The organism is Bacillus sp. 22190 (assembly GCF_052045575.1).
Lineage (GTDB): Bacteria > Bacillota > Bacilli > Bacillales > Bacillaceae > Bacillus > Bacillus altitudinis.
This window is the reverse complement of record NZ_JBQEPF010000005.1, coordinates 87,170-110,456: the sequence shown is the minus strand read 5'-3', so window position 1 is coordinate 110,456 and position 23,287 is coordinate 87,170. Positions and strand designations below refer to the sequence as shown.

The 23,287-nt window shown below is 41.8% G+C and carries 25 protein-coding genes and 1 other annotated feature; of the genes, 8 read left to right on the top strand and 17 right to left on the bottom strand.

All coding sequences use genetic code 11. The annotated features are described in order from the left end of the window. The first annotated feature begins 112 nt into the window (after window positions 1-112). Window positions 113-613: a GAF domain-containing protein gene (locus tag ACTJKA_RS08920; protein ID WP_046344223.1), complete on the top strand. Its 501-nt coding sequence runs from the start codon at window positions 113-115 to the stop codon at window positions 611-613. A gap of 311 nt (window positions 614-924) precedes the next feature. Further along, on the top strand, window positions 925-1,527 hold the full coding sequence (gene rpsD, locus ACTJKA_RS08915; protein ID WP_007501777.1) for a 30S ribosomal protein S4: 603 nt from the start codon (window positions 925-927) through the stop codon (window positions 1,525-1,527). 302 nt (window positions 1,528-1,829) lie between these two features. Here the strand turns inward: rpsD and ACTJKA_RS08910 are convergent, their stop codons facing one another. Then, complete coding sequence (locus ACTJKA_RS08910) at window positions 1,830-1,889, bottom strand: putative holin-like toxin (RefSeq protein WP_231493310.1); 60 nt, start codon at window positions 1,887-1,889, stop codon at window positions 1,830-1,832. 294 nt (window positions 1,890-2,183) lie between these two features. On the opposite strand from ACTJKA_RS08910, the gene ACTJKA_RS08905 reads away from it, so the two are divergent. Further along, complete coding sequence (locus tag ACTJKA_RS08905; protein ID WP_336750263.1) at window positions 2,184-2,747, top strand: hypothetical protein; 564 nt, start codon at window positions 2,184-2,186, stop codon at window positions 2,745-2,747. Window positions 2,748-2,755: 8 nt separating this feature from the next. Here the strand turns inward: ACTJKA_RS08905 and ACTJKA_RS08900 are convergent, their stop codons facing one another. The 3 genes from ACTJKA_RS08900 to ACTJKA_RS08890 all read right to left on the bottom strand — a co-directional run bounded on the left by ACTJKA_RS08900 (window position 2,756) and on the right by ACTJKA_RS08890 (window position 4,291). Further along, window positions 2,756-3,355 (bottom strand): cysteine hydrolase family protein, encoded by a 600-nt coding sequence (locus tag ACTJKA_RS08900; RefSeq protein WP_123766734.1) that lies wholly within the window; start codon window positions 3,353-3,355, stop codon window positions 2,756-2,758. Between the two features lie 49 nt (window positions 3,356-3,404). Then, entirely contained in the window at window positions 3,405-3,617 is a 213-nt protein-coding gene (locus ACTJKA_RS08895; protein ID WP_035702043.1) for a hypothetical protein, read from the bottom strand. A gap of 95 nt (window positions 3,618-3,712) precedes the next feature. Continuing rightward, window positions 3,713-4,291: an esterase/lipase family protein gene (locus ACTJKA_RS08890; RefSeq protein ID WP_440607743.1), complete on the bottom strand. Its 579-nt coding sequence runs from the start codon at window positions 4,289-4,291 to the stop codon at window positions 3,713-3,715. Window positions 4,292-4,563: 272 nt separating this feature from the next. On the opposite strand from ACTJKA_RS08890, the gene ACTJKA_RS08885 reads away from it, so the two are divergent. Then, the gene (locus tag ACTJKA_RS08885) at window positions 4,564-4,905 is read left to right on the top strand and encodes an antibiotic biosynthesis monooxygenase family protein (protein WP_007501790.1); all 342 of its coding nucleotides are present in this window, start codon (window positions 4,564-4,566) and stop codon (window positions 4,903-4,905) included. A gap of 128 nt (window positions 4,906-5,033) precedes the next feature. Here ACTJKA_RS08885 and tyrS read toward each other — a convergent pair whose 3' ends face one another. Both tyrS and acsA read right to left on the bottom strand, forming a co-directional pair. Continuing rightward, a complete protein-coding gene (gene tyrS, locus ACTJKA_RS08880; RefSeq protein ID WP_039964123.1) occupies window positions 5,034-6,302 on the bottom strand; it encodes a tyrosine--tRNA ligase in 1,269 nt (422 codons plus the stop codon). A 53-nt stretch (window positions 6,303-6,355) separates the two neighbouring features. Beyond that, window positions 6,356-6,591: a binding site (T-box leader), on the bottom strand. Between the two features lie 59 nt (window positions 6,592-6,650). After that, window positions 6,651-8,375 (bottom strand): acetate--CoA ligase, encoded by a 1,725-nt coding sequence (gene acsA / locus ACTJKA_RS08875; protein WP_268390304.1) that lies wholly within the window; start codon window positions 8,373-8,375, stop codon window positions 6,651-6,653. A gap of 155 nt (window positions 8,376-8,530) precedes the next feature. Between acsA and ACTJKA_RS08870 the strand changes: the two genes are divergently transcribed. Genes ACTJKA_RS08870 through ACTJKA_RS08860 form a run of 3 tightly spaced genes read left to right on the top strand, consistent with a single transcriptional unit; the run spans window position 8,531 to window position 11,000 of the window. Beyond that, window positions 8,531-9,163 (top strand): GNAT family N-acetyltransferase, encoded by a 633-nt coding sequence (locus ACTJKA_RS08870; protein ID WP_268390306.1) that lies wholly within the window; start codon window positions 8,531-8,533, stop codon window positions 9,161-9,163. Window positions 9,164-9,201: 38 nt separating this feature from the next. Next, entirely contained in the window at window positions 9,202-9,843 is a 642-nt protein-coding gene (locus ACTJKA_RS08865) for a CBS and ACT domain-containing protein (RefSeq protein WP_008343059.1), read from the top strand. After that, window positions 9,840-11,000: an acetoin utilization protein AcuC gene (locus ACTJKA_RS08860; RefSeq protein WP_268390307.1), complete on the top strand. Its 1,161-nt coding sequence runs from the start codon at window positions 9,840-9,842 to the stop codon at window positions 10,998-11,000. The genes ACTJKA_RS08865 and ACTJKA_RS08860 overlap by 4 nt, the downstream gene beginning before the upstream one ends. A 43-nt stretch (window positions 11,001-11,043) precedes the next feature. Here ACTJKA_RS08860 and ccpA read toward each other — a convergent pair whose 3' ends face one another. The 11 genes from ccpA to ACTJKA_RS08805 all read right to left on the bottom strand — a co-directional run bounded on the left by ccpA (window position 11,044) and on the right by ACTJKA_RS08805 (window position 22,623). Next, a complete protein-coding gene (ccpA, locus tag ACTJKA_RS08855; RefSeq protein ID WP_008343056.1) occupies window positions 11,044-12,045 on the bottom strand; it encodes a catabolite control protein A in 1,002 nt (333 codons plus the stop codon). A 450-nt stretch (window positions 12,046-12,495) separates the two neighbouring features. Beyond that, entirely contained in the window at window positions 12,496-13,572 is a 1,077-nt protein-coding gene (locus ACTJKA_RS08850; RefSeq protein ID WP_017358315.1) for a bifunctional 3-deoxy-7-phosphoheptulonate synthase/chorismate mutase, read from the bottom strand. A gap of 214 nt (window positions 13,573-13,786) precedes the next feature. After that, window positions 13,787-14,110 carry a bacillithiol system redox-active protein YtxJ gene (ytxJ, locus tag ACTJKA_RS08845; protein WP_007501805.1) on the bottom strand — a complete coding sequence of 108 codons (324 nt, stop codon included), beginning with the start codon at window positions 14,108-14,110 and terminating at the stop codon, window positions 13,787-13,789. Window positions 14,111-14,140: 30 nt separating this feature from the next. Further along, the gene (locus ACTJKA_RS08840) at window positions 14,141-14,611 is read right to left on the bottom strand and encodes a YtxH domain-containing protein (RefSeq protein ID WP_007501807.1); all 471 of its coding nucleotides are present in this window, start codon (window positions 14,609-14,611) and stop codon (window positions 14,141-14,143) included. A gap of 29 nt (window positions 14,612-14,640) precedes the next feature. Beyond that, window positions 14,641-15,057 (bottom strand): DUF948 domain-containing protein, encoded by a 417-nt coding sequence (locus ACTJKA_RS08835; protein ID WP_008343048.1) that lies wholly within the window; start codon window positions 15,055-15,057, stop codon window positions 14,641-14,643. A gap of 223 nt (window positions 15,058-15,280) precedes the next feature. Continuing rightward, complete coding sequence (gene murC, locus ACTJKA_RS08830) at window positions 15,281-16,579, bottom strand: UDP-N-acetylmuramate--L-alanine ligase (protein ID WP_440607695.1); 1,299 nt, start codon at window positions 16,577-16,579, stop codon at window positions 15,281-15,283. A gap of 302 nt (window positions 16,580-16,881) precedes the next feature. Beyond that, window positions 16,882-19,638 (bottom strand): DNA translocase FtsK, encoded by a 2,757-nt coding sequence (locus ACTJKA_RS08825; RefSeq protein WP_440607694.1) that lies wholly within the window; start codon window positions 19,636-19,638, stop codon window positions 16,882-16,884. 196 nt (window positions 19,639-19,834) lie between these two features. Continuing rightward, window positions 19,835-20,440, bottom strand: a complete 606-nt coding sequence (gene ytpR / locus ACTJKA_RS08820) for a YtpR family tRNA-binding protein (RefSeq protein ID WP_440607693.1) — start codon at window positions 20,438-20,440, stop codon at window positions 19,835-19,837. A 16-nt stretch (window positions 20,441-20,456) separates the two neighbouring features. Next, a complete protein-coding gene (locus ACTJKA_RS08815; protein ID WP_008343044.1) occupies window positions 20,457-21,269 on the bottom strand; it encodes a DUF1444 domain-containing protein in 813 nt (270 codons plus the stop codon). A gap of 18 nt (window positions 21,270-21,287) precedes the next feature. After that, entirely contained in the window at window positions 21,288-21,608 is a 321-nt protein-coding gene (locus tag ACTJKA_RS08810) for a thioredoxin family protein (protein ID WP_003217665.1), read from the bottom strand. Further along, a complete protein-coding gene (locus ACTJKA_RS08805; RefSeq protein ID WP_019743715.1) occupies window positions 21,595-22,623 on the bottom strand; it encodes a PTS transporter subunit IIC in 1,029 nt (342 codons plus the stop codon). Before ACTJKA_RS08805 ends, ACTJKA_RS08810 begins: the two co-directional genes overlap by 14 nt. Window positions 22,624-22,823: 200 nt before the next feature. Between ACTJKA_RS08805 and ACTJKA_RS08800 the strand changes: the two genes are divergently transcribed. After that, window positions 22,824-23,270 (top strand): YtoQ family protein, encoded by a 447-nt coding sequence (locus tag ACTJKA_RS08800; protein ID WP_007501817.1) that lies wholly within the window; start codon window positions 22,824-22,826, stop codon window positions 23,268-23,270. Window positions 23,271-23,287: the final 17 nt, after the last annotated feature.

Below are 23,287 nucleotides of genomic sequence, written 5' to 3'. Positions count from 1 at the left end.
TCATGTGTACATACTTCAAGGTGAAGGCGGAAGTTCCTTTAATCATTGCTCGACAAATCCCACATGCGAAACGCAAGTTATGTATTTTTGAGATAGAAAGTAGGAGATTTTCATGTTTCATGTCGAAAAACAGTCTGGCGATCCATCGAAAGACTATCAATTACTCATCAAGCAAGTAGAAGCGATTACGGATGGTGAACCTGATCTCATTGCCAACCTAGCCAATGCTGCGGCGCTACTTTATCACTCGCTTCCTGAAGTCAATTGGGCAGGATTTTATTTAGCAAAAGGCGGAGAACTTGTGCTTGGTCCATTCAATGGACTGCCCGCATGTGTACGCATTCCTTCTGGAAAAGGGGTTTGCGGTACAGCATTTGCGACAGGTGATGTACAGCGTATCGCTGATGTCCATGCATTCCCTGGTCATATTGCATGTGATGCCGCATCGCAGTCTGAAATTGTGATCCCACTTAAAGTAAATGGACAAATCATTGGGGTACTCGATATTGACAGTCCAGTGAAAGATCGTTTCAATGAAATAGATGAAACGTACTTAGTTCAATTTACAGAGGTTGTCCAAAATGCGTTATCAGCCTCTACTGATGCGTCATGATGCTTGATAAAGCAGACAATGTGTCTGCTTTTTTGTTTTGCTTTCTTCCCGGATGAATGCCGACCACGTTTGACATTCTCCTCTTTAAATAGGTTGACTTCTCCTATCTGGCGTCATATAATAGAGTTTGTGTGAAATATGGCAGCCTTTTTGTTCGGCTTTTTTGTATCATTTTGTTCCTTCTATATGGAGGTGCATCTTGTAACTCCCTGCTGCTGGAGCGAGGATGCATGAAAACATAATGACGGAAAAGACAAAGAACAGACGGTTTTTATTTTTCACAAATAAAAACAATAAGGAGGAGTCACATTATGGCTCGCTATACAGGTCCAAGTTGGAAGATTTCCCGCCGTTTAGGCATTTCATTAAGCGGAACAGGTAAGGAACTTGAAAAACGCCCTTACGCTCCAGGCCCACATGGTCCAGGACAACGCAAAAAACTATCTGAATACGGTTTACAATTACAAGAGAAGCAAAAGCTTCGTCACATGTACGGTGTCAACGAACGTCAATTCCGTACACTATTTGACAGAGCTGCTAAACTTCCTGGTAAACAAGGTGAAAACTTCATGATCCTTCTTGAAACTCGCCTTGACAACCTAGTATACCGCCTTGGCCTTGCTCGTACGCGCCGCCAAGCTCGTCAGCTAGTAAACCATGGTCACATCCTTGTTGATGGAAGCCGTGTAGACATCCCATCTTTCTCTGTGAAACCAGGTCAAACGATTGCTCTTCGTGAGAAATCTCAAAACCTTGCAGTTGTGAAAGAATCAGTTGAAGTGAACAACTTCGTACCTGAATACCTTACTTTCGATGCTGAAAAGCTTGAAGGAACTTTCACTCGTCTTCCAGAGCGTTCTGAATTAGCGCCTGAAATCAGCGAACAACTAATCGTTGAGTTCTACTCTCGTTAATTTCATGACTCTCTCAGAGAGTGATCAAACAAACCCTAGAGACCTTGATTGTTCAAGGATTTCTAGGGTTTTTTGTTCGTATTCTATCATGTTCTAACACCTAACTAGATGAGAGTGGATGTATGACAGTGTTTAACAAAATCTTTTTTATGTTATAATACAAATAGATGTAGCGTAAATTAAAAGAAGCCAGGATGCTGTCACATCCCGGCAATGCACAAATGCTTGGCTCAAAGTGAGCTGGCTAGAAGGTACACAATAAATGGACCTACCCTACAAGTTGTCTAGGCTCAAAGGGTGGTCTATTTCTTTTTGTCTATATACGTCAACAAAGCAAGAATAAACATCCCAAATAAAAACATAAGGGACAACGCTTGAAAAGTTGACATAGGCGGCACCCCCTTTCAAGGGGATTTAGCCAAGACCACCTTTGAGTACGCCGTACATTTGTACGCTCTCTATTATACATGAAAACATTGGAAGTTACCTTCCATATTCAAAACCCTTTCTTTGCAGCATAAACACCTTCACGCTTCATGACGTGATTGTCATTCCCACATGCAACTATAGGAAAAAAATATCATTTAGCTGCCGTTTGTCTATTGGTACAATGATGATAGAGATTTTTTTCTAACGTACTAAGCTGGAGGAATTCCATGTTTTTTACCATAATCATGATTTTCGTTCTCTTTTTCTTATCTATTTTCGCCTATTCTCTTTTAAGAAAAAAGCAGGTCATAGATGCACCACCAAACCTACTGGCTACGATATCGTTCATATTACTGCTTTATTTTTCTCTGTGTCTCGTGATCGCTGTTCCAAGTGTCATGCTGTGCATCGTCGCTTTAGGGATAAACTATCTTTTTGGAGATTACATCACATATGATTCATTTTTTTCTTTCATCTCGTTCTCTTTATTGGTGAGTGGAATCGTGGTTTTTTGGTCGCCTTTTCTTCTTTTCATAGGCAAAGGGCTGGCTTATTTACTCAAATTCCCTTCATGGCTGACTTTTGCTTTGGAGTGGATCAGTTCTTGGATCGTTCTACACCTCTCGATTAAGTATGTCCTTTACATAAAACTAGTCAATGTCTCCATTTGGGAGCACGGCACACTCATTTTATCTTTCTTTGTCAGCTTCTTATTTATTGGAATTGATCTCATCTACTCAAGTATTGAACAACGAAAACAGCCGCTGGATGAACAAGCAAAAAGCTCCTAGAGATGATTCTAGGAGCTTTTGCTTGCCCAATTTGTGATCAGCTGCTCTGTTGTCAGGACAGTCGCAAATTCATCATGCAGTGTTGCAAGTGAGAGGCGATGGATCGTTTCTGCGTCATAATATGTACCGGTTTGATCTGCGAGTCCAAAGGCGGCTGTCGCATCCGAAATGAGGTATGTATCAAAGCCTAGGTTTCCACTCATTCTTGTTGTGGTAGATACGCAGTGCGGTGTTGTGAGTCCAGCGATCACAACAGTGTCGATCTCGTTTGATCTTAGTTGTTCCTCTAAGTTTGTACCTATAAAGCTACTGTTGACTTTCTTTTGTATGACCGTTTCTTCATCTAGCGGTTTGGCGATCTCTTTGAAGGAGTGCCCTTCATTTGCTGGATGAAATAAGGAGTGCGGCTGATCCGATGTATGCTGAATATGAATGACTGTCCAGCCTTTTTCTCTCCAAAACGTCAATAGACGACTGATATTCTTCTCTGCATCTAGGTTATTCCGTTCTCCCCATTTTTCGTGCTCGAATGCTTTCTGTACATCAACCATAATCAAAGCCTTTTGATGTTGTTGCACAAATCCCCACCTCCAAAGAATCTGAATCATTACTTGTAGTGTAAGGAATGGTGGTTGATTTGTACATGTTTTTATTTGGCTATGTACGATGTTTTGTCTGTTTTTGCAGTAAAAAGACAAACCACACACTGGCTATTAAGTAATAGATACCAATGATGGATGTACAATTAGATATGACTTCTGCCCATTGCACTGATTTGACGATTGCCATCCAGATCATATAGATAATCAGAAATGAACATGGGAAATAGAGAAAGTAGCCTAAGAAATATTGTTTGAGTTTTTGCGTCATCTTTTATCCTCCTAAAAACCTTCTGCAACACCTAGTAGACCCTATATAACCATGACATCAAAAAAGACAGCACAAATCGCTGTCTTTTTCATTTTTTAATTCGTATTCTGTCCTCCGCCATTCAATCCTTCTTTCACATAGCCTTTGACTTGGCTTGAGGTTAATAGACCGATATGTCCAACGCCGTGGATGAGGACGTTTCTCGCGCCAATTAAACGTGAGAGGCTGTTGACGACAATGAGATCGGCTGAACTATAGACAGATGTGTAAAGAATTTTTTGATTTGGATCGGTGCCTGGTAATGCTCTGAGTGATACGAGTCCATTCGCTCCACCAAGTGTGACGACGTTTTCAATTTTATCTCCGCCGTCTAGGTTTTTAATATAGTATAACGTGTTCGCACCACCCATACTATGAGCCACAATATCTACTTTTTTGGCGCCCGTTTTGGCTAGTACATCTTTCACGAATCTAGAGAGCCTCGGGCCATTGTTCAGGTTATTGCCTGTTTTGTCTATGAAATCGATTGCAAAAAGTTGGTTTTGATCCCAGCCCTGTGATACTAAGTATCGTTTGATCGAAGCAAAGTTATAAGACGCACCGCCCATACCATGCACCATCACAACCGGATTATGCGCAGCCGCTTTGACTTCTTTCGGCTGGATGATGGCCATTGAACCTAGCACTAAGGCAAGGGCAACAAGAATTTGCAAACTCTTTTTCTTAAATCGAATCACTTTCATTCCCCCTTATTCATCTTATTCGACTCTATTTTATACAAGAAAAATATGTCAGAAAAGTGAACAAGGTAATGTTTTATGAGATGATTTTACAGCACAATACCTAATGAAAAAGCACCATGGTCTTTTTGAAACTAAAACAAAAAGACTACGAGCCACTCTATCTTTCATATATAATGTGAATAGACAAAAGGAGGTTCTACTAGATGCTATTTACTCAAACACCTGCACCACCTTACTATGCAGTGATTTTCACATCAAAACGAACGAATGTTGAGCAGAAAGAATACGCTGCTGCTGCTCAAAAAATGGAACAATTAGCGAAAGAACTAGACGGGTTTCTTGGAATAGAAAGTGCACGAGATGAACATGGTGTTGGAATCACTGTCTCTTACTGGGATTCATTAGCAGCCATCAAAGAATGGAAAGCACATACAGCACATCAGCGTGTTCAAAAAAAAGGAAAAAAAGATTGGTATGAATCCTATACAACCCGAATTTGTAAGGTAGAACATGCTTATACAAACGAAGATTCACTTCTTGAATAAGAAACAGACAAATGAGAGAAAACCGCTCTGTAAAAGCTTAATTCCTACTTCTGAATAAAAAAGAAAAGCACCTCAATGTATATGAACATTTGAGGTGCTTTTCATGATACTTACTGTTTCATAAGGATTTATTTATACGTTACAAGGAAGTATTTCTTTTTCCCTCTTCTTAAGACTGTAAATTGGTTTTCAATTCGGTCTTCAGCTGAAAGGACATAGTCTTTGTCGGTTTGTCTCTCTCCGTTGATGTAGACGGCACCGTTTGTGATATCTTCACGTGCTTGACGTTTTGATGGAGACAGTTTTGATTCGACAAGAACATCAACAAGTGTTAATTCTTCTGCACTGTCTTTCTCCATTGATGGCACATCTTTAAAGCCGACTTTCACTTCTTCTGCTGTAAGAGATTTGATCTCGCCTTTAAATAGCGCATTTGAGATGTTGACTGCCTGTTCTAGTGATTCACGGCCATGCACAAGTGTTGTGACTTCTTCTGCCAAACGGCGCTGTGCTTCACGCTTTTCAGGGGCTGTTTGCACTTTTTCTTCGTACGATGCGATCTCTTCTTTTGATAAGAACGTAAAGTATTTTAAGTATTTCACGACATCACGGTCATCTGTGTTAATCCAGAATTGGTAGAATTCATATGGTGATGTTTTTTCTTTATCTAACCAGATGGCACCGCCTTCTGTTTTCCCAAACTTCGTGCCGTCTGCTTTTGTGACAAGCGGCATGGTGAGACCGAATGCTTTAGCCCCTTCTGCTTCTGACTTACGGATCAACTCAAGTCCAGATGTGATATTTCCCCACTGGTCACTTCCGCCGATTTGCAGCTTACAGTTTTCATTTCTGTAAAGGTTCAAGAAGTCTAACGATTGCAGAATCACGTAGCTGAATTCTGTGTACGAAATCCCTGTTTCAATACGGGAGCTGACGATATCTTTTGCGAGCATGAAGTTGACACCGAAGTTCTTTCCAATATCACGAAGGAACGTGATGACATTCATTTGACTGATCCAGTCATAGTTATTGACGATGACAGCTGGGTTGTCACCTGCTTCAAAATCAAGGAATTGAGAGAGCTGGCCTTTGATTTTCTCTGACCACTGTTCGACGATTTCTGCTGGGTTTAGTGAACGTTCTGCTTTTTTAAAACTTGGGTCACCAATCAGTCCAGTTGCGCCGCCAACAAGTGCAATCGGATGATGGCCTGCTTCTTGGAATCTGCGCAATGTTAAAATTGGCAGTAAGTGACCAATGTGCAAGCTGTCAGCTGTTGGATCAAAGCCGGAGTATAGCTTGATTTTTTCTTCTGCTAATAGTTTTGTTAAACCTTCTTCATCTGTTTGTTGCTGAATTAATCCTCTGAATGATAAATCTTCCATCAATTGACTCATATCCAAATCTCCTTTTTTTACAATTCAACATAAAAAACGCCCCTTCGAATGAACGAAGGGACGATATATATCGCGGTACCACCCTGCTTAAAAGACAAAACAACACGTCTTTTCACTTACACTGATAACGGACAGATCCGTTCTTTCACTAATCAGATAGCATATGCTCCTTTTCGTAAAAGCGGTTCGTGAGGGTAATTCGAATATCTCTGTGTACTGACTCGCACCAGCCGTCAGCTCTCTTGGACAGGGAAAGATGATTCTACTGAATCTCAGTCAAAACCTTTTCATATTCAACTAAAGTCATTTTTAACATACTTTTGATATCAAGTCAACTGACGGAAGTGATTAATCTTCCATTGTCGAGAGATCGCCAGCAGGTAAATTCAGTTCCCACGCTTTTAGCACACGTCTCATAATTTTACCGCTGCGTGTTTTTGGCAGTTTGTCTTTAAACTCAATTTCTCTCGGTGCTGCATGTGCAGCGAGTCCTTTTTTCACAAACGTACGAATCTCTTCTTTCAGCTCATCTGTCGGTTCGTATCCGCTTCTAAGCGCTATAAATGCTTTAATAATTTCACCGCGCACAGGATCTGGTTTTCCGATGACACCAGCCTCTGCAATGGCCGGATGTTCCACCAGTTTACTTTCTACCTCAAATGGACCGACCCGCTCTCCTGACGTCATAATGACATCGTCGACACGTCCCTGGAACCAGAAGTATCCGTCTTCATCCATATAAGCTGAATCTCCTGAAACATACCAATCTCCCGGCATAAAGTAAGATTCATATTTTTCAGGATTGTTCCAGATCGTATGCATCATAGACGGCCAACCTTTTTTGATGGCAAGGTTCCCCATCCGGTATGGCGGAAGTTCATTTCCGGCATTATCCACAATCGCAGCTTCAACGCCTGGAATTGGTTTCCCCATCGAACCTGGTTTGATATCCATGGATGGATAGTTACAAATCAGCTGTGCACCTGTTTCTGTCATCCACCAAGTATCATGAATTCGTTTACCGAATACAGCGTCTCCCCAGCGGATCACTTCTGGATTAAGTGGCTCTCCTACACTTAACACATGACGGAGTGAGCTGAGATCATATTTTTGAATGAGATCGTCTCCTGCTCCCATCAGCATTCTGAAGGCTGTCGGTGCACTGTACCAAACGGTCACACCAAGCGATTCAATGGTTTCGTACCACGTATCAGGATTGAACCTGCCGCCTAAAATCACATTCGTCGCTCCATTCAACCACGGAGAAAAAATACCGTACACCGTCCCTGTTACCCAGCCTGGATCAGCTGTACACCAGTAGACATCTTCTTCTTTCAAATCAAGTACCCATTTACCCGTCTGGCCTTGCTGCACCATTGCGCCATGAACATGGAGCACACCTTTTGGCGTACCAGTGGACCCTGACGTGTAATGAAGCAAGTATCCATCTTTTTCATCCATCCACTCGATTTCAAGTTCCTTCGCTGCCTGCTCAAATGCTTCTTCAAAGTGAATCGTCCGCACACCACCTGCATCCTCTTTTTCACCACCGACAATGATGACGGATTCAAGCTTTGGAAGTTCTGCAAACGGAATCCGCTCAAGCAGATCAGGCGTTGTCACAATCACTTTTGCCTCACTATTTTCTAAACGATCTTTGACGGCACCTTCCATAAATGCCTCAAATAACGGACCGACGATCGCACCAATTTTGACAGCACCAAGCAGTAGAAAATAGAGCTCAGGTGATCTTGGCATAAAGATAAACACGCGATCCCCTTTTTGCACATGTGCCTGTTCTCTTAATAGATTTCCTGCTTTGTTTGTCTTGATTTTCATATCCCTGAACGTATACTTTTCATCCCGCTGTGAATCTTTGTAGTGAAGCGCCACCTTGTTTTTACGAAACGAGTCCGCATGTCTGTCAATCGCTTCATAAGCTGCATTTACTTTTCCTGTTTCATACCAAGAGAAATTTTTTCTCGCTTCCTCCCATGAAAATTCTTTGTATGCTTGCTCATAATCATTTAAATGATAGTCCCCTTTTACTGATGGTAGCGTTTCCACTTTCATCAAACAGTCCCCCTTTGCATACGTTTACAATGACCATTATAGTATAGATGACTTTTTTTCTCAATTTTTAAAAAACTTCTGATGAAACCGTTTTAATTATTGTCAGATTTAAGATAAAATAGAGACGACTCACTAGAATTTGAGGCGGTGGATACGTGGAGCATCCTAAAACTTATTATTCAAAAACAATTACGAGAGAAACAGGCACCATCCTGATTGAAGGACCGGTACCTGCATCAGAGCTTGCGAACTATACATTTCATGAAGGACTAACGGCATTTCGCACGCCTGAGGAACAGAAACAAGCACTTGTTGAAATAGCAGATCTTCCTGAAGGACGTATTATCATTGCTAGGGTGGATGAGCTTGTCGTAGGCTATGTCACGTATTTGTACCCTGATCCGCTTGAACGCTGGTCAGAAGGCAACATGGACAATTTAATTGAGCTCGGTGCCATTGAAGTCGCTCCTCCATTCAGAGGCTGTTCACTTGGCAAGCATTTACTGGATGTGAGCATGATGGATGAGCAAATGGAGAGTTACATTATCATTACAACTGAATATTACTGGCATTGGGATTTAAAGGGGACGAAGAAAAACGTGTGGGAGTACCGCAAAATGATGGAGAAAATGATGAACGCCGGCGGTCTTGTCTGGTTTGCAACAGACGAGCCAGAGATTAGCTCACATCCAGCCAATTGTTTAATGGCACGGATCGGAAAAAATGTGAGTCCTGATTCGATCGAGCGTTTCGATCGTCTTCGCTTCCATCAGCGCTTTATGTATTAACGTTCAATTCGTTTTTTTGGCAAAGGGGATTGGTAAACATGATGATTGAACAAATTATGGAGCGTGATGTGATCACGCTGCGAAAAACCGATACGATTGAAGAAGCCATTCAAAAAATGAGTGCACATCACATTCGGCATATTCCCATCGTATCTGAGCAGGGATCTGTCATTGGGATGGTGACAGATCGGGATATTAAAAATGCCAGTCCAAGTATTTTTGAAACAGAGAAAAGGCAGCTTTTTATTCAGCGGCCGGTTGAAGACATCATGGTGCTAGAGACGATTACCGCTCATCCGCTTGATTTCGTTGAGGAGATTTCAAGTGTCTTTTTTGAACACGGAATTGGCTGTCTTCCCGTTGTGAGACGCGGCAAGCTTGTAGGGATCATCACAAAAACAGATTTACTTCGTACGTTTGTAAGACTAACAGGTGCAGATCAGCCTGGATCACATTTAGAGGTTGAAGTAGCGCAAGTGACAGAGGGTCTTGCAGACATTACGTCCATTTTAAAAGAGCAGCATATTCAAATGCTGAGTGTACTCGTGTACCCACATGCCAATGAATCCTCTAAAGTGCTCGTCTTCCGCCTTCAAACGATGCATGCTGATCATGTGACGAAGCTAATTCGTGCAAAAGGCTATAAGGTGCTATGGCCTATGGAGCAGACGATCAAATGAAGGAAGCGACCTTTGTTTTTTCACCATCTTTTCAAACGTACCAGTTTCATCAAGATCATCCCTTCAATCAGCTTCGCGTCTACTTAACTTATGATCTTCTTCAAAAAATGAAGGCGTTAATGGATGATGAGATTGTCGCACCTCGTATGGCGACGCTGGAGGAGTTAAAGCTTGTCCATACAGCAGACTACATTCAAGCAGTGCAGCGGGCAAGTGAAGGAAAACTGTCCACCACAGAGGGGGAACGTTATGGTCTTGGCACTGAGGATACCCCGATGTTTGCAGGGATGCATGAGGCAGCTTCTCTCCTTGTTGGCGGGACATTAACAGCAGTTGATCAAGTGATGCTTGGACATTCGCAGCATGCGCTCAATCTTGGCGGCGGGCTTCACCATGGATTTAAAGGGCGTGCTTCTGGCTTTTGTATTTATAATGACAGCTCTGTGGCCATTCAGTATATTCAAAAGACATATGGCGCTAGAATTTTATATATTGATACAGATGCTCATCATGGCGATGGTGTCCAGTTTAGCTTCTATGATGATCCAGAGGTATGTACTGTTTCCATTCATGAAACAGGACGCTATTTGTTCCCTGGAACTGGACAAGTACAGGAAAGGGGTCATGATAAAGGCTATGGCTATGCATATAATATCCCGCTTGACGCATTTACAGAAGACGAATCATTTTTAGAAGCCTATCGAACAGCAGTGACAGAGATTGCTGCTTTTTTTAAACCAGATGTCATTTTGACGCAAAATGGAGCAGATGCCCACTATTATGACCCTTTGACGCATTTATCTGCTACTATGAAAATATATGAGGAAATTCCTAGAATTGCCCATGAGCTGGCGCATCAATATTGTGATGGAAAATGGATCGCTGTGGGCGGAGGCGGCTATGATATTTGGCGTGTCGTTCCAAGAGCATGGAGCCGCATTTGGCTTGAGATGAAAGGCCTCACACCACCAGATGCGCTTCCTCAGGAATGGATTCGGGCATGGGAAAAACAATCGCCTGTTCCGCTTCCATCCACTTGGCTAGATCCTGACGATTTATATCCACCGATTCCAAGAAGAGCAGAAATTACAGAAAAAAATGCACAAACGGTAGAAAAAGCACTCATGCCTGTGCGACGAGAAAAGAAAAAGGCATAAAAAAAAGCAGGCGTCCACTGATCAAGTGAGCCTGCTTTCTTTTTTATTTCGTCGATTGTCTTTCTTCGATTCTATGTGGCAATTCAACAATTTGATCTTCTACTTGTTCTTTGTTCATGAGCTTTGTCAAAAGTCTCATCGCAACAGCTCCAATATCGTAAGTCGGCTGAACAACTGTTGTCAATTGAGGGCGCACCATGAGGGATAGTCTTGTGTTATCAAAGCCAATCACTTCTAAATCTTCAGGAATTGATACGCCTCTGTCCTGCGCTCCATGAATGACACCTAGCGCCATTTCGTCAGTCGCTGCAATCACAGCCGTCGGCTTGTCAGATTGCTCAAGCAGATTAGCGAGCGCTTCAATACCAGAGTCATATGAGTAGTCTCCTTCAGCAACAAGCGCTTCGTCAAACGCGATACCAGCTTCTTCAAGCGCACGCTTATAACCAGCAAGCTTTCTCATAGAGTTAATTGGTTCTGACATTGGTCCAGATACAAACGCAATTCGTTTATGTCCTTTTTCAACTAATAGCTGAACTGAATCATAAATGGCTTGTTCATAGTTAATGTTGACTGATGGTGTTTGTGCCTGCTCTTCAACAGATGCTGCAAGTACAATGGGTACAGGAGAGCGCTTAAATTCTTCCACATGCACATCTGTAATGTTTCCGCCCATAAAAACGATTCCATCTACTTGTTTGCCAAGCATTGTGTTTAACAAATGAAGTTCTTTATCAGTATTTTGGTCTGAGTTGCTCAAAATAATGTTGTACTTGTACATCGTCGCAATATCTTCAATTCCTCGTGCAAGCTCTGAATAGAAGATACTTGAAATATCAGGGATGATGACCCCAACTGTTGTGGTCTTTTTACTTGCAAGGCCTCGTGCGACTGCGTTTGGACGGTAGCCGAGACGATCAATTGCTTCAAGTACCTTTTTTCTTGTTGTTGGTTTTACGTTTGGATTACCATTAACAACGCGTGATACCGTTGCCATACTTACGTTTGCTTCTCTTGCTACATCATATATTGTAACATTATTCACATAAATCACTCCTTCAAATACACTTCATATCTATAGCATTCACCAATTGGATAGAGACATGTCAGATACGAGGAAAATAATATCCTATTTGTCATTAAAACGATGAAAAGAGACACATAATTTTTCAATCTACATCAAAATGACATTCTTTTATGAAATTATACACGTTTTTTCTTCATATGAAAACGTTCCCTTTCTTTTTATAATTAAATTAAACAAACTTTAATGAGCTTGTTACCTGTAAATTGAATCATATTTCACCAAAAATCGTCGCGAACGTCAGCTATGACAATGATCTTAGCAGATTCTATCGAATTTTAAAAATGAAAACATTGTGAACAAGCATATTTTTAGCTTGCAATGTGCTCTCTTCCTTTCATTCCCAATCTTGATCGTATTTTTTCATGAAAAAACCGCCGGGCTGTCATCCGGCGGCTTTTCTATTTATGATTACGCATGAATGTTGACAAGTGGTCTTAATGCATCTAACCATTTTTCGAATTGTGGAATGTCCATTTGCTGCGCTGAATCAGATAGGGCAACAGATGGATCTGGATGCACTTCTGCCATCACACCGTCTGCTCCAATCGCAAGAGCTGCTTTAGCTGTTGGAAGAAGTAGATCTCTTCGTCCAGTTGAGTGTGTCACGTCAACAAAGACTGGTAAATGTGTCTCTTGTTTCAAGATTGGCACAGCCGAGATATCTAGTGTATTTCTTGTGGCTGTTTCGTATGTGCGGATGCCTCGCTCGCAAAGGATGATTTGGTCATTTCCTTGTGCGATGATGTATTCAGCTGCATTGATGAATTCTGAAATTGTTGCTGCTAGACCGCGTTTTAAAAGAACTGGTTTATTCACTGATCCAGCTTCTTTTAAAAGCTCGAAGTTTTGCATGTTACGTGCTCCAATTTGGATGACATCGATATGCTCAATCGCTTCTTCAATATGAGCAGGATTCACGATTTCACTAATAACTGCAAGACCGTATTCATCTGCTACACGTTTTAGAATTTTTAGACCGTCTACGCCAAGTCCTTGGAAGTCGTATGGACTTGTGCGAGGCTTAAATGCGCCGCCACGAAGAAGTTTTAGTCCCTGCTGTTTCGCTGCTGCCGCTACTTCTGCAACTTGCTCGTAGCTTTCAACGGCACATGGTCCAACGATGAAACGTTGTTTTCCGTCACCGATCGCTTCTCCATTGATATTTACAATTGTATTTTCAGGTTTTTTCTTACGAGAAACAAGAAGTGCTTTGCTGTGGTCATCTTCTTGAAGCTCTAAACCTGCTTTGAAAATTTCTTTGAAAATATGTTGAATCGTTGAATTTTCAAATGGGCCATCATTTTCTTCAAGAATTTGATTAAGCATTGTGCGCTCTCTGACAGGGTCATAACGGTTGACACCTTGCGCTTCTTTTGCCTTTCCAATTTCTTTTACAATGTTTCCTCTTTCATTGATCAGTTTTAAGATTTGAAGATTTAGTTCATCTGCTTGCTGTCTCAATTGTTCCAATTCATTGTTGCTCATTTTTGTCATCCTTTCCTCTGCCCGCTCTCGCTTTTTATTTTTGATCTCTTATAATAGGGTTTATTATAAACAAAGATTTCGGAATTGTCACGAAAAAATTCTTTATTACCCAAACGCTTTTAAGCGATAAAGTATTATGTGTAAGATTATAGCATACTTTTGATGCAAGTAAACCTTTTTTATAAAAAAAACGTCAGCAATCGCTGACGTTTTTCTACATGTTATGTTCAAGCGCTTCTTTTGTAATGCTTGAGTGAGAAGCATGCCACTTTACTTTGCCACCGCTAAAGATGAGTGCCTGCGGGCTTTCGTGCTTGATCCCTGACTTTTCAGTCACATAGGATGAAAGCTCTCTTGTGTTTTGAATTTGCAAGAAATAAGCAGGAACATCCTCATGTTCTGACGCAAACGCTTCAAACTCTTGAAAAGCAGCTTGGCTGATTGGACATGTCAAACTGTGCTTAAAAAAGACAAAGGTTCCGTCTTGATTTGTTAGTTGGTCAAACTGTTCTTCTGTTTCTATGAGTTGTTTAGACATGATGTGCTCCTTCCTAACTTAAGCAGCGAGTTAGCCTTTCGTAGATTGTTCTACTTTTTCTTTGACATCTTTGATGCCGTCTTCAATGTCTGCTTTTGCTTCTTGTGCTCTTACTTTTGCTTCATCTGCTACATCTGAAGCTTCATTTGCAATATTTGCTGCAGCATCTTCTGCTTCGCTTTTTACTTGTTTAGCTTTTCCAGCTGTACGATCTTTTATGTCTTTTACTTTGTCTAAAATCTGGTTTGACTGCTCTGCTACGAGCTGAGACAATTCAGATGTTTTGTCTTTCGCAATCGTCACATATTCAGTGCCTTTTTCCTTTGCATCTGTTGTAAGACGATCTGTTTTTTCTTTTAGGGCATTCGCTTGGGTGTTCAAATCATCGCGAAGCTCTTTCCCTGACTTTGGTGCTAAAAATAATGCCGTTGTTGCACCGATAATGCCACCGATAAGTGTTCCGATCAAAAAGTCTTTGCTATTGATTCCGTCTTTGCTCATGATTATTCCTCCTATGCGAAAATGGTTGATTATTGTTGTTTACGCTGTTTCCATTTTTTATAGATTTCAAGTGCTGCGTTACTCCAGCTTACCACATCCGTGACTTTCTCCTGATTTCGTTCAACGGATGAAGTAACCGCACCAGCTGCCTGCTTTATGCTTGTATTAAATTGGTTGATCGAGCCGCCAATTCCCTGCACCGCATCCACAACTGTGTTAAGTTTTGCCGATTTGTCTTGAATATCTTCAGCAAGCTGATTGGTCTTATGTAGCAACTGTGCTGTCTCTGTGGTGATGCCTTGCATCTGTCCTTCAAGACCTTCTAAAGTTGATGCAACATTCTTTAATGTCAGCTGTAAGGATTTCAATGTTTTGGACAAGTAGATGACAAGAATGAGGAAAGCAATTGCGATGAGTGCAACGCTTAAATAGAGAATAATAATCATCTGATACCTCCTTTGCTGCGGGCATATTCAATTCAATACCCTCTCGTTGTATCATTCAAACATCGCCTAGAATGACCGATTGAATAATAATTCTACACTTATTCGCCAATTCCTGTCCACAGCGAACGAAAAAAAGCGGCACATCTTGTCACATTTAGCCCCTTTGTCACATTTTATTCAAAATAAAAAAGTGCCGATTGAATCGGCACTTTTTGACAGGCAATTATACTGCGACTTTCTCATAAGCACGAAGATACTTTTGAATATCTCCTGCCCCCATAAAGACCACGATCGCATTTTCATGTGCTTTTAGCACAGATGTCTCTTCTTCTTCAATCAATTGGGCTTGCGGAATTTTTTCCCGCAAATCTTCAATGCTTAGTTTCCCAATGTTTTCACGAGCTGAACCGAAAATATCACAGAGGTATACATAGTCTGCTTTTTTCAGACTGTCCGCAAATTCACTTAAAAATTGCTGTGTACGAGTGAAAGTGTGCGGCTGGAAGACTGCTACAATATCACGGTCTGGATACTTCTGGCGGGCTGCTTCGATCGTGACTTCAATTTCAGTCGGATGGTGAGCATAATCGTCAATTAAGACTTGTTCACCGACTACTTTTTCATTAAAGCGTCGTTTCACACCGCCAAATGTCGTTAAAGCACCTTTGATGAGCTCTACATCAATGGCTTCATAGTGGCATAATGCAATGACCGCTAATGAGTTAAGGACATTGTGGTTTCCGTAAGCAGGAATGTAGAAGGTATCATAAAACGTATTACGTACAAATACATCAAATGTGGTGCCTTCTGTGTTTTTCACAACATTTCGTGCTTGGAAATCATTTTCTTCATTGAATCCGTAGTACACAACAGGTACTTTTGCTTGGATCTTGAGCAGATGCTCGTCATCACCGCAAGCGATGATGGCTTTTTTCACTTGAAGTGCCATGTTTTGAAACGCATCGAACACGTCATCAATATCCGTGAAATAATCAGGGTGATCAAAATCAATATTGGTCATGATCGCATAGTCTGGATGGTAGCTGAGGAAATGTCTGCGGTATTCGCACGCTTCAAATACAAAATACTCGCTGTTTTCTTTCCCCATTCCAGATCCATCACCGATTAAGTAGGAAGTTGGTTTTGCCGCTTGCATCACATGTGCAAGTAGACCTGTTGTCGATGTTTTACCATGAGCACCAGTAATTGCAACGTTTGTGAATGAATCCATGTATTCTCCAAGAAATTTATGATAACGAATGACAGGAATCCCTTCAGAAAGAGCACGCTCAATCTCAGGGTGTGTATCTGGGAATGCATTTCCTGCAATCACCGTCATCCCTGGCTGAATATTATCTGGGTCAAATGGAAGAATTTTAATATTTCGTTCTTCTAATGCTTTTTGTGTAAAGATATGTTTTTCGATATCCGATCCTTGGACAGTATACCCAGTATCATGAAGAATTTGGGCCAGTGGACTCATACCTGTCCCTTTTATTCCAACAAAATGATAAACAGTCATAATTGTACCTCCAACAAACGTCTATCTGACTTACAGTATATGACGCTCATTTCAATTTGCAACTTGTGATTTTTGTCTCTAGCTGATCACAAATCGCAGCTCCAAATAAAGATTTTTTTCCGATCTTCCTATTCTAATCAATATTAACTATGATTAGTATCCGACAACTTTCCCATTTCTAACACCTGCTTTCGCTCATTTTCATTAAAAAGCGTTCAGACAGGCATGCGAAAAGCGTCCAATTCAAAAATTGCACCTATGTGCTATCATACCATGTTTATCAAAAAAATGAAGTGGTTTGTTTAGATCAATTGTTCTAAGTCACTCAGTGTCATGAGGACCTCTCTTGGCTTACTGCCTTTTGCACCAGAGATCATTCCTTCACGTTCCATCATATCAATTAATCTTGCTGCTCGATTGTAGCCAATTCTAAATCTTCTTTGCAAACTGGATGTACTTGCACTATTTTGCTCGATGGCGAACCTGCATGCGTCCATAAACAATTCATCTTCGTCTGTAATGGCAGAGCCTTGGAGCATCAATTCTTCCTGTTCAAAAAGGAACACAGGTTTGCGCTGTTTTCTCACATGCGCTACCACTTCATCAATCTCTCGATCTGATACAAAGTTCCCTTGTAGCCTTGTCGGTTTGCCAGAGCCATTTTCTAAGAACAGCATGTCTCCTTTTCCGAGAAGCTTTTCAGCACCTGCCATATCAATGATCGTTCTTGAATCCACTTGGCTTGAAACAGAGAAAGCAATTCTTGTTGGGATGTTTGCTTTAATGAGGCCTGTAATGACATCAACAGAAGGTCTTTGCGTCGCAATGAGTAAGTGAATCCCGCATGCTCTTGCTTTTTGGGCAATTCGGCAAATGCTTTCTTCGACTTCATTTGGTGCGACCATCATTAAATCAGCCAGCTCATCAATGACAACGACGAGATATGGCAGTTTTTCACCCATTTGTTTTTCTTTCACCAGTTCGTTAAATCGTTTGATTTCTCTCACACCAGAGTGTGCAAACAGTTCATAGCGTCTTTCCATTTCATCTACTACCCATTTCAAAGCAGCTGTTGCTGTCTTGGCATCGGTAATAACTGGGCTCACAAGATGCGGAATGTGATTATACGGCGCCAGTTCGACCATTTTAGGGTCGATTAACAGCATTTTCACTTCATCAGGTGAGGCTTTAAACATCAGGCTTACGAGAATGGTATTAATACAGACACTTTTCCCTGAACCTGTTGCTCCGGCAATTAAGCCGTGCGGCATTTTTTGCAAATCAACCACAACGGGCTGACCGGAAATATCCAATCCGAGCGCTGCCGTTAATGGAGATGGGTTGTCTCTAAAAGCACTGCTTCTGATCATTTCTCTCAAGAAAACCATTTTACTGTGAAGGTTCGGCACTTCGATTCCAATCGTGTTCTTCCCAGGAATCGGCGCTTCGATTCGAATATCTTTTGCAGACAAACTGAGTTTGATATCATCTGACAGGTTTGTAATTTTGTTCACTTTCACGCCTGGTTCAGGATGCACTTCAAATCTTGTAACAGAAGGACCTTGCGTCACATGAACAACACTTGCTCTGACATTGAAATTTTTCAGTGTGGCATTGAGCAGTTCTGCCCGTTCTTTCACCCATGTTCCGTCCTCTTCTTTTTGTGCTGGCGGAACGTCTAGAAGGGCTAAACTCGGAAATACATATCCTTGTGCATCTGCCGTTTTCTTCTGTCCTTGCACGCGCTGATCACTTTTTAACATCATGACGTTAAAAGGAACGGTGGAGGTTTGACCGCTTGAGCGCTTTGGCTGTGGAGAAGACGGTTTTGGTTCTTCACGATTCGGTGCTTCTCGTTTTACTTCGGGCGTTTCTTCATGCTGCTCTGCCATATCCCCGGCGATCTCTGCTTGTCCAGAGTCAGCGAATTCATCTGATGCTTCTTCAACTGGCATGACTTCATCATCTGTTATTTCTTCTTCCGGCATAGAATCATCATCTTGCGAATCCTGTATGATCACCGGTTCTTCATGTTCAAATGCTGCCGCTGACACGTCTGCTTGACTTTCTTCTATCCATGCAGACTCTGTTGTTTCCTCCATAGCCTCTATGTTCTTCTCTTCCAGCATCGCAGTTTCTTCTACTGGGCTTTCTATCTCCATGTCGAGAGCTGGTGATGCGCTTTCAGCTGTTTCAAATGTAAAGCTCTCTTTTTTCTCAGCATCATCTTCAAGCGGAATCATCGGCTCTTCTTGTTCAATGGTGACTGCCTGTTCTTGCTCCATCTCTAGAGGCTCGTTAGATGCTTCAGCTTGCTCCATATGTAAGAATGCTTCCCGATCGTCTTTGGTCTGTGACAAAGCTTGATCTTGATCCTCTGTCTCACTGAAAGGCTCGTCATATAAACGTTCCATCGTTGATTGAACGTGATCTTGATAAGCGAGTTCCTCTTGCAAAGTAAGCGGCGTCGTGACAGGTTGCTTCTGTACTTGTTCTTCTGTTTGGGCTGACATCATGTCTTCCAACCGTTGTTCTTTTCGTATAGACGGGATGTTCATTTGCTGTCTTACATTCCGTTCACGCTCTGCTTCTTCTGATAACAGTGTGACACGCTGTGACGTTTCTTCTGCCGATTTCATTTTGACAGAAGATGTGTCTTCTTTGGCTGCTGCATGTTTTGGACGCATATCCTGGTGGTAGCCATAGATGGGTGAAGGGATTTGCTCTGGTTTAAAAGGCTTTTTATTGAGATCAGGCTGCACCGTTTGTTTTGGCTGATAGGTCGTCTGCTTTGCCTTTGGCTGACTTGGCCGCGTGCGCCTTCTTTCTTGCTGCTTTGCTGCCTCACGTGCAGGTTCATCTGGAACGAGAGGAAAGCGGAAATTGCCTTTTGGATATTCATAATACACTTTCGTATCTTCAACTTTTTTATATTCTTTATGCTGTTCAACAGCTGGCTGCTTTGGTGCAATCGGACCTGTTTCAGGCCTCTCAGCTTTTTCTTCTTTTTTTTCTTCTCCTAAAAATACACTAAAAAATTTATCTAACCAACTCATCATTTATCACTCACTTTAACTCCCCTTACGTTTTCTTGGGCGATTTTTAGTATACCATTGCTTTTTCATGCAGAAAAGCGAGAAAAGTGCTACGCTTTGCTGTTCATGCTGTCTGTAGATGAAAAAAAGTCACTAAGTACGTACTTAGTGACTTTTGGTATAACACATTCTTCGCTCATTTGTACCCGTTTATGGGAGGTTACGCTTCAAATGGTTCGCCAGCTTGGTGACTTCCTTCTAGAACAAGGATTCCTTTTTCAGCAGGCGCATTCGGAAGATCTAATTCTTTTGCAGAACAAATCATTCCGCTTGAAGGAACACCTCTTAGTTCAGCATCTTTGATCACCAAACCGCTCGGCATCACAGCACCGACCTTTGCAACCACAACATATTGACCTTGATCAACGTTTGGTGCACCGCACACGATTTGTAAGGTTTCATCGCCAACATCTACTTGGCAAATGTTCAGTTTATCTGCATTCGGATGTTTTTCTTTTTCCTTCACATAACCGACCACAAAATTAGGTGATAGATCAACTGTTAATGTTTCACTGACACCGTTGCGGTTCAAAATTTCATTGATATCTTGAACAAGCGTTTCAGAAAGCGGTACAGATCCGTTTTCTTCAATTTTCATGTAAGTAGATGCATTGAAAATATTAAAACCTGTTGTTTCTTTTGTGTCTTGATTGAAGATTCTTACGACATCTCCAAACGTTTCATGACCTACTTCTTCTCTTGTTACATCTTTCAATGAAATAAGGAGTGTGTCGCCGACACCTTCTGCATTATAAAAAACGTTCATTCTTCAAAATTCCCTTCTACTGCTGTTTTGGTCTGCTTTTTGCAAGAATAAAGATCGGTTCAAGCTTGCCTTCGTCATATAAAAATGACAAGGCGGTAATCGGAACCGTGCCGCTGGCGAAGAAGCTCATCGACATTTGCCCTAAAATATCATAGCCTGATTCATTGCGTACATCTGCAATGATGAACACATCTTGATGGGGAACGGAAATAGCCATTTGCCCCTCTACTTTTTGCGCGTATTCTTGTAAAATCGATTCATTTAATATTCTGCTTGCATCGTACCCGTCGTTTGCACGGAAGAAATAAAAACGGTTGCCCGCCACTTCATCCATTTTCACGACAGTCTTTAGTGAACGGACGTTAAAACTTGCGGTTTCTCTGATTCGTTCTTTTGTCCAGTTTTCCTTTTGCAGCATCTTCTCGTCAATTAATCTGTAGGTGCTTCCAAGGTCAAGTGCATAGTAGATTCTTGTCTCTGCTGTATGCTCATCAAAAACGAGCGGAATCTCATCACTCGATGTTTCTGGAAAGGACGTTGAACGAATGACCGGATAAATGTGCTTCTCTTTACCTGAGATATGCTGCGCTTCACCTTTCATAGCGCTGAGCGCCTCTTTCACATAATAAACGATCTCATCCAGTGTTTCATCAGGCTTTACTTCCCACTTTGCAATAATCGGCGGGAGCTCAAGCGTGATGCCCTTTCCTGTATGTTTATCTTCCACACGAAGCGTATCTTTTTCCCTGTCAAACTGGTGGGTCCAGCTGTCGTTCGTCAGACGGCTTTTCAATTGATTGGCAAGCTGTCTTGATGTCATTTTCGCCATGATAAGACCCTCCTTTCGTTATTTAGAAAGAGAATCTGTTAAAAATGCTTCAATCTCTTCCTTTGTCTTACGATCTTTGCTGACAAAACGGTTGATCTCTTGTCCGTTTTTAAAGACTAAAAAGCTTGGAATTCCGTAAATTTCCCACTCTGCACAAGTGTCGATGAACTGATCTCTATCCACATAGAAGTATTCAAATTCTGGATAGTTTGCTTCAAGCTCTGGCAAAAACGGCTCAATAAATGTGCAGTCCGGGCACCAGTCAGCTGAAAATAGTAATACGGTTAAGTCTTCTTGAATCACTTTTTGTAATTCTTCGTTTGATTCAATTTTTTTCATGTTTGATTCCTCCAGTTTGTATACTTAAATCTCCGAATTGTATATAGCCTTTCTTTCTCATCCATTCTGATACTACCAAACTAATCACTGCCGGGCCAACGATATGCAAGAGAGCAATTGCGAGGAAAACGGAAGGATGAAATCCCATGACTGTGAGAGTCATGAGCTGGCCGACAAGACCGCTCGTTCCCATACCCGCTCCTGCCGCATTATTGACCATCCCAAAGCCAATGATACCAATTGGCGCAAGAATCAGTCCTGCAATCGTCGGCGGAATGAGAATGAGTGGATTTTTCACAATGTTCGGCAGCTGTAGTTTTGATGTTCCAATGCCTACCGCAGCAAGACCGCCAAAACGATTTTCCCTAAATCCTGCAGCAGCAAAGCCGACCATCTGCGCGCAGCAGCCAATCGTTGCCGCACCAGCAGCAAGACCGCTTAAATCAAGCATCAGCGCAAGCGCAGCACTTGAAATCGGTGAGCTAAGAGCAAGTCCAACAATGGTTGCAACCAGCATGCCCATGATGAGTGGACTTTGGTCAGTCCCCCATACGATCAGCCTGCCGAGCCCTGTCATCACCGCCTGAATTCCAGGGCCGATGAAAGCAGCGGTGAGAAAACCTGTGATAATCGTAACAAGCGGCGTTAAAATAATATCAATTCTTGTCTCACCACTGATCAGTTTGCCTAATTCCACACCAATGAGAGCAGCCACGAAGCTTCCAGCAGGTCCCCCAAGCTCTGCTCCAGCGGCACCTGAAACAACACTTGCGAAAATAATTAAAGGAGAAGCGTTTAAGCGATAAGCAACCGCTACGCCAATTGCTGGTCCCATCAGCCCCATTGCGAGCGTTCCCATTTCCACGATGAGAGGAAATGATAACAGGCCGCCTGCTGTTTTTAAAATCAGCCCTACCACTAATGTAGCAAATAGACCTAAAGCCATATAAGAGAGTGCATCAATAAAATACACCTTTGGCGAAAGGGAAATACCCTTTCTTTTTAAATAAGTCATCAACGTCGTCTTCCTGCTTTCTCATAGGAAAGACGAAGAGGCCTGTCCTTCCCATTATATGTAGTCTTCTTACGATGAAAAATAGTCTCTACCATGAATATCATAATCATATTTTTTTTGCTTTATCAAGCACTTCTTGTGTAACATGAAAAGAAACAGGGCAAACCTTTACTAAGTTTGTGCACAAGGAGGAGATTGTTATGCAATTAACGGTTTATTTAGCTGGAGAAATTCATAGCCAGTGGCGCGATGAAATTAAGGAAAAAAGCCAGTCGTTGAAACTACCAGTGACGTTTGTTGGTCCAATGGAGAATCATGACCGATCAGATAACATCGGAGAAGATATTTTAGGCGGGCAGCCAAATGCCATCTTGAAAGACGATGCGGCTTCTGATTTGAACAATTTCCGCACCGAACTATTATTAAATAAGGCAGACGTTGTCATCGCCCGCTTTGGTGAGAAATATAAACAGTGGAACACGGCAATGGATGCTTCTTCTGCCATCGCCAAAGGAAAACCCCTTATTTTGATTCGTCCTAAAGAATTACATCATCCCCTAAAGGAACTATCAAACAAAGCAAATATCACTGTCGAAACAGTGAATCAAGCAATTAAGGCGTTGTCATACGTGTTTGAACAGGAATAAGAAAAAGGCTGTGCTCT